Here is a 14,238-nt window from a genome sequence, read left to right as displayed (position 1 = left end):
CCAGCCCTCGCCCTTCGCCCGCAGCGGTTTCTCGATCAGTTGGCCGTGCATGACAGTGTGGCGGTGCGGCGGCGGCCGGCGGATGTGCGCCTGCTGCTGTTTCCTCTCAGGCGGCTGAATCGGAAAAAACGGAAAATGCAAGCAAATCAACGCCGAAGCCCGCCAGACTGGTCATATGTGGCAAAAGTGGCAGCCGAATTGCGGGCGCTTGTCGCGGGGCATGGCGAACGCCCGGCCACCTGACCTCTTGCCCTTGCGCCGCCGTTATGGCCAAGAACATCCAGCATCCTCAAGGCACAGACAAAACCAACCATGCCCTGGCTGTTCCATATCTTCCTTGCCATCCACGTCGGCGCCGGCGTGGTGGCGCTCACCAGTTTCTGGGGGGCGGTGGTGACGCGCAAGGGCGGGCCGGCGCATCGGCGCTGGGGCGGTGTGTTTTCGGCGGCGATTTATGTGGCGGCGGTGCAGGCGCTGGGCATGGGCGGGCTGTCGCTGGTATGGCCGCTGGCGATGCATCCGGCGCTGTCCGATGCCGTGCTCTATCAGGGCATGTTTGGCACCATGATGATCTATCTGGGGCTGCTGGCGATATCGATGACGCGCTATGGCCTGGTGATGGTGGCCAATCGCCGCGACCATGCTGCCAATCGCCATTGGTCGATGCTGGCGCTGCAGGGGGTGACGATGGTTGGGGCCGGCGTGTGCCTGCTGCACGGGCTGTATCTGCTGAACCGCAATGGCCCGGTGATGGAGCCAATCCTGATGGTCATGCTGGCGCTGCTCGGCTTTGGCACGACGATCACCTATTTTCAGTATCTGCTGATGCCGCGCCCGGCGCCGCGGGCCTATATTCCCGAACATTTCAAGGCGATGGTTGCCACTGGCATCGCGGCCTACACGGCATTCCTATCGGTGGGCCTGATCGACATGTTTCCGGCGCATGCCTTCAATCCGGCGATCTGGGCGATCCCCAGCACGATCGGCATGATGATCATCATCCATTATCTGCGCCAGTATCGCCCGGCAGCGAAAGCCCAGCCGGCGGAATGATCAGTCGGCCAGGGCAGCATCCAGGGCAGCAAATGTGTCGTCGATGCCGTGCAGATGGGCGCGTTCGGATTGGACGATGGCCGCAAAGGCTTCGCGGCGGATGCCGGCCAGCACATCGGCGGCGGGCCGGGCGGCTTCGGGCAGGCTGGATATCACCAGATCGATCATGCGCTCAGCGCCGTGCAGGCGGCCCCACAGATAATCATGCTCGCGGTAGGCCCGGCAGAAAAACGCGCCAAACGCCATGAACTGCGCGCCTTTCAGCTGGCGGCCGCCCACGCTGGCCAGCGCCATGCAATCATCGGGGCTGACCCGGTCAACCTTGATGGCATCCAGCTCATCGAGGCCGCCATCGGCGATCAAGGGCAGGATGGCGATATCGAAAAACGCAAAGCCCAGATACGCCGCCAGCGTGTCGCGGCGCAATTTGCGCGGCAGCCCGGCGCTGAGCAACGCCGTGAGCAAGGCATCGCTGCGTTCGTCCAGCGTGCGCAAATCCAGCGCCGCCGCCATTGCTGCCATCGCGCCGGCCGGATCGGCAAGCGCATTGGCGCAGGCCGCACGAGTGGCTGTATCCAGATGGCCCGCCTCGCTGTCCTGCTGCATCAGCGCCACATGCGGGCCAAGCATCGTGTAAACGCCCGCCTTTACCTGGCCCAGCGCGGCCGCCGTGCGTTCGTTGGTGCCGGCCATCGCCATGTTCACCCGGCGAATCAAAAAACGCAGGCGGCGGATGCGATATTCAAGATCATATTGCCGCAGAAATTGCACATGCAGCGAAGCCGGCCCGGCCTTGCCCAGCGTTTGCTCAGGCTCGGCCAGCCCGCCAGCCTTGACATGCCGCCAGAGCGCGCCGCGCACCGCCTCGCCGTCAATCTGGCCGGCGCTGGCAATCTGGCTGGCCAGGCGATCAACCACACCGGCAAATTTCAGCCGGCCATAGGCACCATAGGCAAAGCCGGCCTGCCGCGCCGCTTCGCTGTTCATGCGGCTGCGCCAATCGGCCAGCCGCGCCGTGGTGGGCGACAGCAGCAGCAAGCGCAGGCCGATGGCCGCATCAATGGCCTGATCAACCAGCGGGATCATGCCGATAACGATGCTGCGCAAGCGGCGGGCACGCGCCGAAAGGGCATCGATGGCGGCCAGGCTGTCGCGGATTGGCTGCTGGCGGGGAATATCGGCCAGGCTGCGCAGCACGGTGGCGAAAAACCCCGGCGGCTGCTCGGTTTGCGGGCTGGGATCATGCATGCCGGGCTTGGGATCAAGATAGACAAAGCGGCGATCAACCTCGCGGTGCGCCGGGCGGCCGGCCAGCGCCGCCAGCGCCGGGCCAAACGGGCGATTGTCCAGCACGGCGCCATCGATCAGATCGACATTGGCCGGATCGGCGCGGCCTGGAAAACATCTGGCCAGAAAGGCTTCGCGGCCGGGCCACACCGCGCCGCGCGCCGCCAGCACGGCGTCAATCTCGGTGATGCGGGCCGGCGGAAATGCGCCTGGAAAGCTGGCGGTGGCACGCGCTGCAAACACCAGTTCGCCGGCCTCCCCAAGATGGCGTTCGTCGCCGTCGCCCGGGCAGGACATGCCGAGCACAAGGCGGTGCTGCGGTTCGATAACTTCGCGGGGGCTGTGGAGCCGCAACCGCTGCGGTGCACCGTGATAATCGGTCACGGTCACGAACAGATCGAACGGATGCAGGCGCGGCAACAGCGGCGGCGTGCGGGCACCGGCGGCCATGGCGGTGAGGGCATCGATCAGCAGGCCCGAAAAGGCCGCGCCGGAAAATGGCGGATTGAACCAGCGGCTGCGCATGAAGCGCGACAATTTGCGTTTCACCTCGGCGTGGGCAGCCACCTGCGCCTGATCGTCAGCGGCCAGCCCGCGCCGGCGCACCCACCACACCAGCGGGATCGCCCACAGCTTGGAAAAGCTGCGCGAGGCCGCGGCCGGATCAAGCAGCACATCGGAATCGGCGCCGTCCAGCCACAGTGAGCGCACCGCATCCAGATCATGCCCCTCCACCAGTGCCCGCGCCAGCAGCACGCCATTGATGCCGCCCGCCGAAGCGCCGGCCACGATGTCGCAAATCACCCGCAGATCAAGGCCGGGAATGGCATCGAGCAGCGCCTGATAGACAATCTCGCTGTCCCGCGCCGGCGGAAGCGCCGTGTCTGGTGAATGCCGGCGCATGGATGCGCGGGTCAGCTTCCACACTTCCTTGGTGAGGCCGTGCATGTACACCGCCAGGCTGACCCCGCCGTAACACACCAATGCCAGACGCAGTTCCTTGGTTTGCACAGCGCCGCCCTTCTGCGCAGCCAGCTTACGGCCGCCGCTGCAATCGGCAAGTGCGGTGTCAGCGCTTGATTGACGCCGCTGCCACCACGATGTCGAACGCTGTGGTGATGCCCTTCACGAATGCGCCGCGTTCCACGCTGATATACTCGTCCAGTGCATGGGCGCGAAAGCCGCCGCCGCCGGCCGAAAGCGTGATGGCCGGAATGCCCAGGCTGATCGGGATATTGCTGTCGGTTGAGCTGGCGACGAGGCCGGCATCATAGCCGCCGGCAGTGAGGATGCGCGCAGCGGTCGCCACCAGTGGATCGTTGGCGGCGGTCGAGCCGGCCGGGCGATCGCCGATCAGCTCCGGCACGGCGCTGATCCGGCCATATTTGGTGTCCCGCGAAGCATTTTCAGCGGCAACACTGGCATCGATCAAGGCCAGAAACTGGCTTTCCACCGATTTGAGATTGGCCGTGGAGGCGGACCGCATGTCAAATTCCGCCAGAATCAGATTGGGGATGGAATTGACCGAGGTGCCGCCGGCAATGGTCGAGGCCGCAAACGTGGTCTTGATATCGGTGGGCACCGCGATCTTGTACATGGCGGTGACGGTGCCGGCCATGGCCACCATCGGATTGACCAGCCCGAATGCGCCATAGCTGTGGCCGCCGGGGCCCTTGAACGCCACCCGGTACCGCCGCGACCCAACCGCGCCATTGACGATGCGGCCCACGGTGCTGCCATCAAAGCTGATGAAATCGCCGATGCGGCTTTTCAGCGGGCTGGCGCTGAACAAATGCCGCACACCGCGCAAATCGCCCTGGCCTTCCTCGCCGACATTGGCGACAAAGATGATATCGCGCGGGGCAACGATCTTGCCGGCATCCATGGCGCGCACAAACGCCAGCAGCGCGGCCAGCGTTACCGTGGTGTCGCCGATGCCCGGTGCGTGCAACGTGTCGCCTTCGCGGCGCACCTTGATGGCGACATCGGGCGGAAACACCGTGTCCAGATGCGCGGCGACCATCAGCGCCTTGGCCGTTCGGTCCTTGCCGGGCCGGGTGCCGATGACATTGCCGATGGCATCGATGTGCACATCAACCAGCCCCAAGGCCTTGAATTTTTGCAGCATACGCTCGCCGCGCAGGGCTTCCTTGAACGGCGGCGCCGGAATTTCGGTCAGCTCGATTACCTCGGCAACGATGGTGTCGTAATCGGCGGCGATTTTCGTGTGTGCAGCCGCAAGCGCTGCCGGCTGAGCCAGAACCGGTGTTGCAGAGGCAAGGAGCAGGACAGAAATGAGTGTGTGCATGGCATCGTGTGGCATGACGCATCGGCATTGTGCAAGCCGGTGCTTGCCTGCTGGCACATCCGCTCGTAATGTTCCGCGTCTGTTCTGTAAATTGAGTGAAAATGGCCAAGCCCAAATCCCGTTATGTTTGTCAGGCGTGCGGCGCGGTGTCGCCGCGTTGGGCCGGGCAATGCGGTGATTGCAAGGAATGGAACACGCTGGCCGAGGAAGCAGCGCCAGTCTTTACGCCGTTTGCCGCCAAGCAATCCCTGCAGGCCGGCGGCCGCCGCATCCTGCTCGAAAGCCTGGCCGATGATGTGGCGCTGCCGCCGCGGTTGTCCACCGGCATCACCGAGCTTGACCGCGCGCTGGGCGGCGGGCTGGTGCCCGGCAGTGTCACCTTGATCGGCGGCGATCCCGGCATCGGCAAATCCACCTTGCTGCTGCAATCGGCCGGCCGCATGGCGCGGGCTGGCACGGCGGTTGCCTATGTGTCCGGCGAGGAAGCGGCCGATCAGGTGCGGCTGCGTGCGCGCCGGCTGGGGCTGGCCAAGGCCGATGTGGCGCTGGCGGCCGAAACCAACGTGCGCGATATCCTGACCACGCTAACCGCGCTGCCACAGCCGCCGGCGATGCTGGTGATCGATTCGATCCAAACCATGCATTCAGACACGCTGGAAGGCGCACCGGGCACGGTTTCCCAGGTGCGGGCATCGGCGCAGGAGCTGATTCGCTATGCCAAATTGTCCGGTACCGCGCTGATCCTGGTTGGCCATGTCACCAAGGATGGCCAACTCGCCGGCCCGCGCGTGCTTGAGCATATGGTCGATACCGTGCTGTATTTCGAAGGGGAGCGCAGCCACCAATATCGCATTCTGCGCGCCGTGAAAAACCGCTTTGGCGGTACCGACGAAATCGGCGTGTTTGCCATGGGCGCCGATGGGCTGGAGGAGGTCGCCAACCCGTCCAGCCTGTTTCTTACCGCCCGTGAAGGCCAGGACAGTGTGACCGGCGCGGTGGTGTTTGCCGGGCTGGAAGGCACGCGCCCGGTACTGTGTGAAATCCAGGCCCTGGTGGTGCGGGTGCCGTCGGGCGCCACGCCGCGCCGGGCCGTGGTCGGCTGGGATTCGGGCCGGCTGGCGATGCTGCTGGCGGTGCTGGAGGCGCGCTGCGGCCTCGCCTTTGGCAGTCACGAGGTTTACCTGAATGTGGCCGGTGGCCTGCGCATTGCCGATCCTGCGGCTGATCTGGCGGTGGCCTGCGCACTGGTATCGGCGCTGACCGATCGGCCGCTGCCGGTCGATGCGGTGGCCTTTGGTGAAGTGGCATTGTCGGGCGAATTGCGCCCGGCCGGGCTGGCGGCGCTGCGCCTGAAAGAAGCTGCCAAGCTCGGCTTTGGCCGCGCGCTGGTGCCCGCCGGTACCACGGGCGGCGGCGCGATGCAGGTTGGCGGCTTTGCCACGCTTGCCCGGCTGGTCGATCATCTCGGCCGGCCGGACTGATATGCGGTTTGCGCTGCCGTGTCGTTGGGGTAAGACGCTGGGTTATGGATATAGTGGCATCGTTGACGGGCTTTGACTGGATCGTTGTGCTGATTGTGGGCGCGGCGGCAGGCTTTGGTGTGATGCGCGGCTTCATTGCCGAAGTCGCCAGCCTGGCGGCGTGGGTGGCTGGTTTCATTGCCGTGCGCCTTTTCTACACGCCGGCGCAGGCGTTTTTCACGCAGGTCAGCGGCAGTGACATGATCGGCATGGTGTCCGGTGTGATCGGGCCGTTCTTGCTGGCGATGCTGGCGGTCAAGCTGATCGGCGGGTTCCTTTCCAGCAGTGCCAAATCCAGTGTGATTGGGCCATTGGACCGTCTGCTTGGGCTGGGTTTTGGCATGCTGAAGGGCGTGTTGGCCGCCAGCCTGCTGTTTTTGCTGGTCAGCTTGTCGCTCACCATCCTGCCGGGTTCGAATGATCGTCCGGAATGGTTGGCCAAGGCGAAGACGACGCCAACCCTCGCGCTGGTGGCCAGCGCCATGGTCGGCTATGTCGGGGAGGCGTGGCGCCAGCAGCAGCCGCTGGTCAATCCGCATGCCGGCTTGCCTGGTTTTGACGGCAGCGATGAAGAAGCCGCCCCCGAAGGCGGCTATGGCAGCGAAGACCGGCGTTCGCTTGACACGCTGCTTGACCAGCAGGAAAAATCCACGCCATCCACTGCGATATGACCGTTCGGCTCTACAACACGCTCATTCGCGCCAAGCAGGATCTGGTGCCGATCGATCCTGATCGGATCACCATGTATGTCTGCGGCCCGACAGTGTATGGCCGCGCGCATATCGGCAACTTCCGCCCGGCCGTGGTGTTTGATGTGCTGCAACGCCTGATCCGCCACGTTCATGGCCCGGACAAGCTGGTTTATGCCCGCAACATCACCGACATCGACGACAAGATCATGGACCAGGCCCGCGCTGAGGGCGTGTCCATTGATGTGATCACGGCGCGCTATGAGGGCCTTTATCTGGAGGACGCTGCCACGCTGGGGGTGGAGCGGCCCGATCTGCACCCGCACGCCACCACCAGCATCCCAGCCATGATCGCCATGACGCAAGTGCTGATCGCCAAGGGCCATGCCTATGCGGCCGAGGGCCATGTGCTGTTCGATGTGGCCAGCCACGGTGATTATGGCAGCCTGTCACGCCGGCCACTGGACGAGATGATCGCCGGTGCGCGCGTCGAAATCGCGCCGTACAAGCGCAATCCGGCCGATTTCGTGCTGTGGAAGCCATCCAGCCCGGATCAGGCCGGATGGTCCAGCCCGTGGGGACGCGGCCGCCCCGGCTGGCACATCGAATGCTCGGCGATGATCGCCGAAAGCCTGGGCACCACAATTGATATCCACGGCGGCGGCATCGATCTGACATTCCCGCACCATGAAAATGAATGCGCCCAAAGCGCCTGCGCCCACGACGGTGCGCCGCTGGCGAACATATGGATGCACAATGGCTTTCTGAATTTCGGCAGCGGCGGCAAGATGTCAAAATCGCTGGGCAATGTGCAATCGGTCGCCGATCTGACGGCGGCGGGCTGGAGCGGCGATGAGCTGCGGCTTGCGCTGCTGAGTGCGCATTATCGGCAGCCGCTGGGCTGGGACGAAGCATTGCTTGGCCAGGTGCGGGCGCGGCTGGACAAATGGCTGCGTCGGCTCGGCGATGTGCCGCGTGGGCCCCGCCCGCCGCCGCCGGCCGCCGTGCTGGACGCACTGGCCGATGATCTCAACACGCCGGCGGCGCTGGCAGCCATCGCAGGCGTGGAGCAGGACCGGGAGGCGCTACTCGGCGCGCTGGCCTTCATCGGCTTGCCCAGCCTGGCACCCGAACGCAGCCGCACCGCTGCTGCAAGCAAGGGCCATGACGATCCCGCCGCAGGCCGCATCGATGGGTTGGTGGCCCAGCGCACGGCGGCGCGCCGAGCCCGCGATTGGGCCGAATCAGACCGGCTGCGCGACGCGCTGGCTGCCGAAGGGATCGTTCTGGAAGATAGTCCAGCTGGGACGATTTGGCGCCGCGCCTGAAAATCCACTGATCATGCGCCTTCGCCGCGTTTCCGATCCGCTGCACATGGGCTAAAAGGCGCCATGGCCGACACGCTTTACACCGCTGCAATCCTGCGCCTGAAGCTGGCAGGTGAAGCGCCGCAGCGGCTTGCCGCGCCGCAGGGCAGCGCGTCGCGGGTGTCGCCGGTGTGCGGCAGCAAGATGGTGGCGGACGTAACGCTTGACGGGCAGGGCCGGGTGGCGGCGTTTGGGTTTGATGCCAGCCGGGCGTGCACGCTTGGCCAGGCCTCTGCCGCCGTGCTGGCTGCGGCTGCGGCCGGGGCAGACCGGGCGCAGCTGGCCGGTATGCGCGCCAGCCTTGCCGATTTCCTGGCGCAGCGCCGGGACGATGCGCCCGAAGGCTGGCAGATGTTTGCGCCGGCGCGCCCGCACCGCGCCCGCCATCCGTCGATCCTGTTGCCGCTCGATGCCGTATTGGCTGCCGTGGACGCAGCCGGCACGGCCGCATGACCGAGGCTCAGCCCAATCTGCTGCGCGATGTGGTGGTTTATCTGGCGGCGGCGGTGGTGCTGGTGCCGCTGTTCGTGCGCTTCAGGCTGGGCGCCGTGCTCGGCTATCTGGCGGCGGGCATATTGATCGGGCCGTCGGTGCTGGGGCTGGTCGGGAACGCTGAACAAACACTGCATTTTGCCGAATTTGGCGTGGTGCTGCTGCTGTTCGTGATCGGGCTGGAATTGCAGCCATCCCGGCTGTGGGCGCTGCGCCGCGATATTTTCGGGCTGGGGCTGGCGCAGGTGGTGCTGTGCGGGCTGGCGCTTACCGGGCTGCTGCTTCTGCTTACCAGCCTGTCGTGGCAGGCGGCGCTGGTGGTCGGCCTGCCGCTTGGTTTGTCGTCCACGGCGCTGGTGATGCAGTTGCTGGCCGAACGGCAGTTGGCCGGCACGCCGTTTGGGGAACGCAGTTTTTCGATGCTGCTGTTTCAGGATCTGGCCATCGTGCCGCTGCTCACGGTCGTGGCGGCGCTGTCTCGGGCACCGGTCACCAATCCCGATCCGGGTTGGCTGGTTGCGGCCAAGACACTGGGATCACTGGCATTTCTGGTGGCGGTGGGGCGCTGGGTGCTGCCGCGCGTGTTCCGCATCATCGGCACGCTCGGCGCGCGCGAGGCGTTTGTTGCCGCCGCCCTGCTGTGCGTGCTGGGCAGCGCGCTGCTGATGGCCAGCATGGGGCTTTCCATGGCACTGGGAGCATTTGTGGCCGGCGTGATGCTCGCCGAATCGCCGTACCGCCGCGCCCTTGAAACGGACATCGAGCCGTATCGCGGGCTGATGCTGGGCCTGTTCTTCATTGCCATCGGCATGAGCCTGGATCTGGCCGTGGTGGCGGCCAACCTCGGCCTGATTGCCGTGCTGGTGGTGGGCGTCATGGCCATCAAGACCGGCGTGATCGCCGTGCTGGCGCGCAGCTTTGGCACCGAATGGCCGCGCGCCATCAGAATGGGGCTGCTGCTCGCACAGGGCGGCGAATTCGGCTTTGTGCTGTTTGCGGAGGCCGAACGCGGCCTGCTGATCAGCCATTCGGCGGCGCAGTTGTTTGGCGCTGTGGTTACCGTTTCGATGGCGCTTACCCCGCTGTTATTCCGGCTGGCCGGGCGGATGTTCGCGATTCCGGACGAACCGGGCAGCCGGGACGGGCCGGAAACGGCAGGCGGCAACCACGGCCACGGCGGCAATGGCGGGCATGTCGTGTTGGTGGGCGGCGGCCGGGTGGGGCAAGTGATCGCCCAGATGCTGCGTGCGCGCGGCCATGCGATCACCGCCATCGATCTGGACGCCGAACTGATCGACGTGACGGCGCGGTTTGGCAACACGGTGTTCTGGGGCGATGGCACAAGGCTGGACATCTTGCGCAACGCCGGTGTCGGCAATGCCATTGCGCTGGTGTTCGCACTGGACGGCGCGTGGGACCCGCAGGCGCTGATTGGGCCGATCCGCGCCGAATGGCCCGATCTGCCGATCATCGCCCGCGCCTTCGATCGCACTCACACGATCGCGCTGCGCCGCGCCGGGCTGAACATCGTGGTGCGCGAAACCTGGGACAGTGCGGTGCGCATGGGCCGTGACGTGCTGACGGCCTTGAACACGCCCGCAACCATCATCGATGCCATCGAAGCGGAATATCGCCGCCGCGATCTGGAACGGCTGGATTTGCAGATCATCAGCGGCGACATGATGACCGGGGCCGACAATATCATCCGCGCGCAGCTTGATCTTGATCCGGCGGCGCTAGATCCGGCGGCGCTGGGCGAAATCCCGCCGGCCTGACCCTGGCTGCGGGCTGCTGGCCCTGCTGCTGCACAGATGGGCAATTCGCCGCAGCCTGCCGGCAAGCGTTTGCGTGACCTGCCGGAACTGCTGCAGTAATTGGCACGTTATACGGCCGATCAGGCGCGCAGGCGCCGGCGCGCTCCGTGCTGAAGGGAACCCGTGAAAACACGTTCATTGGAAAAGACGGGGTGGGCCTTGCTGGGGTTCCATGCGCTGGTCTCGCTCTTTGGGCTGGCCGGCATCGGCATCATGCTGCCCAATCCCGATCTGTGGAGCGGGATCGACATGTTGGCCCGGGCGTTTCCGCTGGCATTGGCCCAAGGCGGCAATGTGCAGATCTGGTCTGGCGCGGCGGCTGTGCTGGTGTTTGGCGCGGTGATCGCTGGCCGGCGGGCGGTTTTGATATTTTTCACTGTGTCGGTGCTGTTGTCGATCGGGCTTGAATTGCTCGGGACGGTTTATGGCTGGCCGTTCGGCAACTACGAATACACCGATTTGTTCGGCTACAAGCTGTTCGGCCGGGTGCCGCCGGCGATTCCGCTGTCGTGGTTTTCCATGGCATTCTCGTCCTTTGCACTGGCGGCTGCCATCATCCGCAAATGGCGCGGCACTGCCGGCCTGTGGTCGTCGATTGCGCTGGGATCGATTATGTTGACCACGTGGGACCTCGTGCTCGATCCGGCCATGTCCAACGACGCGTTGGCGCTGCAATATTGGGTCTGGGAAGATGTGGGGCCTTATATGGGCATTCCGCTCATCAATTTTCTGGGCTGGGTTGCTGCGGGCAGCGCCATGATGTTTGCCGCAAGCTATTTTGATGATCGGCTGCGGCCCATCGATGCCGGCGCGTCGCCGTTTTTCCTGGCGATGTATCTGTGCAATCTGGTGTTTGCCATCGGCATCTGTGCCAGCAGCCAGTTGTGGCTGCCGGCGATGGTGGGCAGCGGATTGGCGGCCGCAGTGCTGATCGGCTGGCTCTTGCCGCGTGATCCCGTCGCGCTGCGGCTGGTTGCCCGGCGCGAAGAAGCCTGACGCTGCTTTCGCCGCTTGTCGAAGGATCGGCGCTGTTCATGCGAGCGGCGGCGCGGCTGGCAGCCAACCCGCGCGCCTTGACTGCTCAAGGAACCGGGCATGTGCCGGCAGCCGGGCCGGTGGTGCTGGCGGTGCGCCATTATCACCATCTGCTCGATGGCGTCGGCCTGTTGGCGCAGTCTCGCCGGCCGCTGCATATCCTGATCGGCCTCGATTGGATTGCGCAGCCGTCAACGCGGCTGATGATGGAAGGGCTAGCGGGTGCGTGTGCGTGGCCAGTCACACTGCGCAGCGCGCAGGACCGTTTGAGCGATCAGGGTGTGGATCGGCCCGGCCCGCGCGCCTTTCATGAGCACGAAGTTGCCCGCTATCAACAGCGCGCCCACCGCCAGTGCATCGATCTGCTGGGCCGCGGCCGCGTGCTGGTGGTCTTTCCCGAAGGCTTTCCGGTGATCGATCCGCACACCGCCCGCGCGGCACGGCGCAGCGCGCTGGCGCCGTTCAAATCCGGCTTTGCCCGCGTGGCAATTGCAGCGGCTCGCCGCCAAGGCATGGCGATTCCGGTTGTGCCGGTTGGCATCCGCCCCGATGATCATGACGATAGCAGACTTGCCTTTGTCTATGGCGCACCGCAGCAGGTAACGGCTGCCACCGCTGTGGATGCGCTGATTGCCCAAACCCGGGCGGCTGTTGCGCAGCTCAGCGCGTAACGGGTTTGATGGAGGGCATCATGGAAAGCTTTGCGCTGCTGCTGATCGTCCTTGTTCAGGCGGCACTTGCGGCCGGGCTGGCGCGGGATTTCAGCCGGGCAGCCGGCAGCCCGCGCATCGCGCTGTCCACGGTTGCTGCACCATTTGTCATATCGGTGATCGTGCCGGTGCTCAACGAGGCGGAGCGATTGCCGGCCATGCTGCGCGCGCTGCTGACCGACGCCGCCGGTGTGCCAGAAATCACCGAGATCTTGATCATCGATGGCGGTTCGACCGACGGCACCCGCGATGTTGCGGAGGGGTTTCGGGCGCAGGAACCACGGCTGGCGTTTGTCGATGTTTCCCCGGTGCCGCCCGACGCGGTGGGCAAGGCGTGGGGCCTGCTGCAGGGCGCTTCGCTGGCGCGCGGCGATTGGCTGCTCACATTGGATGCCGATACGCTGGTGCCGCCGGGTCTGACGCGCTCGCTGGCGGCGTTTGCGCAGCAAGCCGGGCTGGATGCGCTGTCGGTTGCGACGCAGCAGGCCTGCACGGGCTGGCTGCAATCGATGCTGCACCCGGCGTTTCTCACCACGCTGGTTTATCGATTTGGCCCGCCCGGCTATGCCACCCGCGATCCGCAGCGGGTGATGGCCAATGGCCAGTGTTTTTTCGCGTCGAGATCGGCGCTGGCCGCGTCCGATGCCATCGCAGTGTCGCTGTCGTCGCTGTGTGAAGATATCACCATGGCGCGCACCTTGGCCAAGGCCGGCCATGCCGTGGGCTTTTATGAAACCGATTTGCCCATCGAAGTGGCGATGTACGGCAGCGCCGCCGAGCTGTGGGCCAATTGGCCGAGATCATTGGTGATGCGGGACCGCTACTCCAACCGGGCGGCCGCGCTGCCATTTGCGCAGATGATCCTGCTGCAGGCGGCGCCCTTGCCGCTGCTGGCGGCTGCATTGCTGCTGGGCTGGCCGCTCTGGTTTGCCGGTGCGCAGGCGGTGCTGGTGATGTTTCGCATCGGCGTGTTGTTTGGCACCAGCGGCGCCTATGCCCGCCGCGCCGCCAGCTTCTGGCTGTCGCCGCTGCTGGATGTGCCGGTCATGCTGCGGCTGCTGCAAGCGCAATTTCAGCGCCGGCTGGTCTGGCGCGGCCGAGTCTATGCGCGCGGCCGCGATGGCACGATCACTGCCATGCCTGATACCAAAGGCCGCTGATGGGCCAGCGGGTTCAGGCGATCAGATCCCCGCATACCATTCATAGCCGCGGTCCGGCCAGTAACCGCCCTTGCCGCTGCCGAACGGCGCCAGGCTGTTCACCACCATGATTTCCATCAGATATTTGGCCTGTTTGTAGCCCAGTTGCCGCTCCACGCGCAGGCGGACTGGGGCGCCGTTGCCCGTGCTCAAAGGCTGGTTGTTGAGGCTGTGGGCCAATATTGTCTGCGGGTGGAAGGCGTCGACGAGGTCGATGCTTTCATAATAGCGGCTGCTCGATTGCAGGCCGCCCTTGCTGGCCTCGCCGCCATAATCGTCGGCGCACAGGAACACGATATAGCGCGCGCCGTCTTTCAGGCCGGCGGCCTTCAGGATGGTGCCAAGCTGCGGCCCGGTCCAGCCGCCGATGGCGCTCCAGCCTTCCACACAGTCGTGGCGGGTGATCTGGCTGCGTTGCGGCAGGGCGCGCAATTGGGGCAGGGTGAGATCAAGCTGGCGGCCCACCAGCCCCGACACCTTGAGCCGCCAATCGGCGAAACCGCCCGCCGAAAGCCGCTGCCATTCGGGATTGGTGGGCACGTGGGTGCCGTTCACCTTGAACACCGGCGAAATATCGGCTGCGCTGAATTCGCGGGCCAGGCCGTCGCGGCCGACCAGGCGCTGCCAGCGGTAAGTGGCTTGTTCGCCGGCGCCGACCATGGCTTTCAGCGTGTCATTGCGGGTGAGCGCATCACAGCCGGTGAGCAGCAGGCCAGCGGGCAGCGCCGCCAGCAGATTGCGGCGTTTCAGCATCATTTGCCGCC

General features: G+C 65.5%; 12 protein-coding genes. 9 read left to right on the top strand and 3 right to left on the bottom strand.

Translation table 11 applies throughout. The features are described from left to right. Positions 1 to 312 precede the first annotated feature (312 nt). A complete protein-coding gene (locus ABWP50_RS11305; protein WP_353218088.1) occupies positions 313 to 1,053 on the top strand; it encodes a hypothetical protein in 741 nt (246 codons plus the stop codon). Here ABWP50_RS11305 and ABWP50_RS11300 read toward each other — a convergent pair whose 3' ends face one another. After that, positions 1,054 to 3,351 carry a patatin-like protein gene (locus tag ABWP50_RS11300; RefSeq protein WP_353218087.1) on the bottom strand — a complete coding sequence of 766 codons (2,298 nt, stop codon included), beginning with the start codon at positions 3,349 to 3,351 and terminating at the stop codon, positions 1,054 to 1,056. A gap of 58 nt (positions 3,352 to 3,409) precedes the next feature. Continuing rightward, positions 3,410 to 4,648, bottom strand: a complete 1,239-nt coding sequence (locus ABWP50_RS11295) for a M20/M25/M40 family metallo-hydrolase (RefSeq protein WP_353218086.1) — start codon at positions 4,646 to 4,648, stop codon at positions 3,410 to 3,412. A 101-nt stretch (positions 4,649 to 4,749) separates the two neighbouring features. On the opposite strand from ABWP50_RS11295, the gene radA reads away from it, so the two are divergent. The 8 genes from radA to ABWP50_RS11255 all read left to right on the top strand — a co-directional run bounded on the left by radA (position 4,750) and on the right by ABWP50_RS11255 (position 13,435). Continuing rightward, positions 4,750 to 6,129: a DNA repair protein RadA gene (radA, locus tag ABWP50_RS11290; protein ID WP_353218085.1), complete on the top strand. Its 1,380-nt coding sequence runs from the start codon at positions 4,750 to 4,752 to the stop codon at positions 6,127 to 6,129. A 44-nt stretch (positions 6,130 to 6,173) separates the two neighbouring features. Beyond that, complete coding sequence (locus tag ABWP50_RS11285) at positions 6,174 to 6,839, top strand: CvpA family protein (RefSeq protein WP_353218084.1); 666 nt, start codon at positions 6,174 to 6,176, stop codon at positions 6,837 to 6,839. Further along, complete coding sequence (cysS, locus tag ABWP50_RS11280) at positions 6,836 to 8,185, top strand: cysteine--tRNA ligase (RefSeq protein WP_353218083.1); 1,350 nt, start codon at positions 6,836 to 6,838, stop codon at positions 8,183 to 8,185. Before ABWP50_RS11285 ends, cysS begins: the two co-directional genes overlap by 4 nt. A gap of 63 nt (positions 8,186 to 8,248) precedes the next feature. Further along, positions 8,249 to 8,677: an iron-sulfur cluster assembly scaffold protein gene (locus tag ABWP50_RS11275; RefSeq protein ID WP_353218082.1), complete on the top strand. Its 429-nt coding sequence runs from the start codon at positions 8,249 to 8,251 to the stop codon at positions 8,675 to 8,677. After that, positions 8,674 to 10,491 (top strand): monovalent cation:proton antiporter-2 (CPA2) family protein, encoded by a 1,818-nt coding sequence (locus tag ABWP50_RS11270; protein WP_353218081.1) that lies wholly within the window; start codon positions 8,674 to 8,676, stop codon positions 10,489 to 10,491. Before ABWP50_RS11275 ends, ABWP50_RS11270 begins: the two co-directional genes overlap by 4 nt. Before the next feature lie 162 nt (positions 10,492 to 10,653). Next, positions 10,654 to 11,526: a carotenoid biosynthesis protein gene (locus tag ABWP50_RS11265; protein WP_353218080.1), complete on the top strand. Its 873-nt coding sequence runs from the start codon at positions 10,654 to 10,656 to the stop codon at positions 11,524 to 11,526. A gap of 77 nt (positions 11,527 to 11,603) precedes the next feature. Continuing rightward, positions 11,604 to 12,236 carry a 1-acyl-sn-glycerol-3-phosphate acyltransferase gene (locus ABWP50_RS11260; protein WP_353218079.1) on the top strand — a complete coding sequence of 211 codons (633 nt, stop codon included), beginning with the start codon at positions 11,604 to 11,606 and terminating at the stop codon, positions 12,234 to 12,236. A 20-nt stretch (positions 12,237 to 12,256) separates the two neighbouring features. After that, the gene (locus tag ABWP50_RS11255; RefSeq protein ID WP_353218078.1) at positions 12,257 to 13,435 is read left to right on the top strand and encodes a glycosyltransferase family 2 protein; all 1,179 of its coding nucleotides are present in this window, start codon (positions 12,257 to 12,259) and stop codon (positions 13,433 to 13,435) included. Between the two features lie 21 nt (positions 13,436 to 13,456). Here the strand turns inward: ABWP50_RS11255 and ABWP50_RS11250 are convergent, their stop codons facing one another. Continuing rightward, entirely contained in the window at positions 13,457 to 14,230 is a 774-nt protein-coding gene (locus tag ABWP50_RS11250; protein WP_353218089.1) for a molybdopterin-dependent oxidoreductase, read from the bottom strand. Between the last annotated feature and the right edge of the window lie 8 nt (positions 14,231 to 14,238).

It is taken from the genome of Sandarakinorhabdus sp., assembly GCF_040398645.1.
Lineage (GTDB): Bacteria > Pseudomonadota > Alphaproteobacteria > Sphingomonadales > Sphingomonadaceae > Sandarakinorhabdus.
This window is presented reverse-complemented; position numbering and strand designations above follow the sequence as displayed.

What these genes read in the sequence shown, in the direction of transcription:
- ABWP50_RS11305 (WP_353218088.1), top strand. Translation starts at nt 313, where the DNA reads ATGCCCTGGCTGTTCCATATCTTCCTTGCCATCCACGTCGGCGCCGGC.
- ABWP50_RS11295 (WP_353218086.1), bottom strand. Translation starts at nt 4,648, where the DNA reads ATGCACACACTCATTTCTGTCCTGCTCCTTGCCTCTGCAACACCGGTT.
- radA (WP_353218085.1), top strand. Translation starts at nt 4,750, where the DNA reads ATGGCCAAGCCCAAATCCCGTTATGTTTGTCAGGCGTGCGGCGCGGTG.
- ABWP50_RS11285 (WP_353218084.1), top strand. Translation starts at nt 6,174, where the DNA reads ATGGATATAGTGGCATCGTTGACGGGCTTTGACTGGATCGTTGTGCTG.
- cysS (WP_353218083.1), top strand. Translation starts at nt 6,836, where the DNA reads ATGACCGTTCGGCTCTACAACACGCTCATTCGCGCCAAGCAGGATCTG.
- ABWP50_RS11275 (WP_353218082.1), top strand. Translation starts at nt 8,249, where the DNA reads ATGGCCGACACGCTTTACACCGCTGCAATCCTGCGCCTGAAGCTGGCA.
- ABWP50_RS11270 (WP_353218081.1), top strand. Translation starts at nt 8,674, where the DNA reads ATGACCGAGGCTCAGCCCAATCTGCTGCGCGATGTGGTGGTTTATCTG.
- ABWP50_RS11255 (WP_353218078.1), top strand. Translation starts at nt 12,257, where the DNA reads ATGGAAAGCTTTGCGCTGCTGCTGATCGTCCTTGTTCAGGCGGCACTT.
- ABWP50_RS11250 (WP_353218089.1), bottom strand. Translation starts at nt 14,230, where the DNA reads ATGATGCTGAAACGCCGCAATCTGCTGGCGGCGCTGCCCGCTGGCCTG.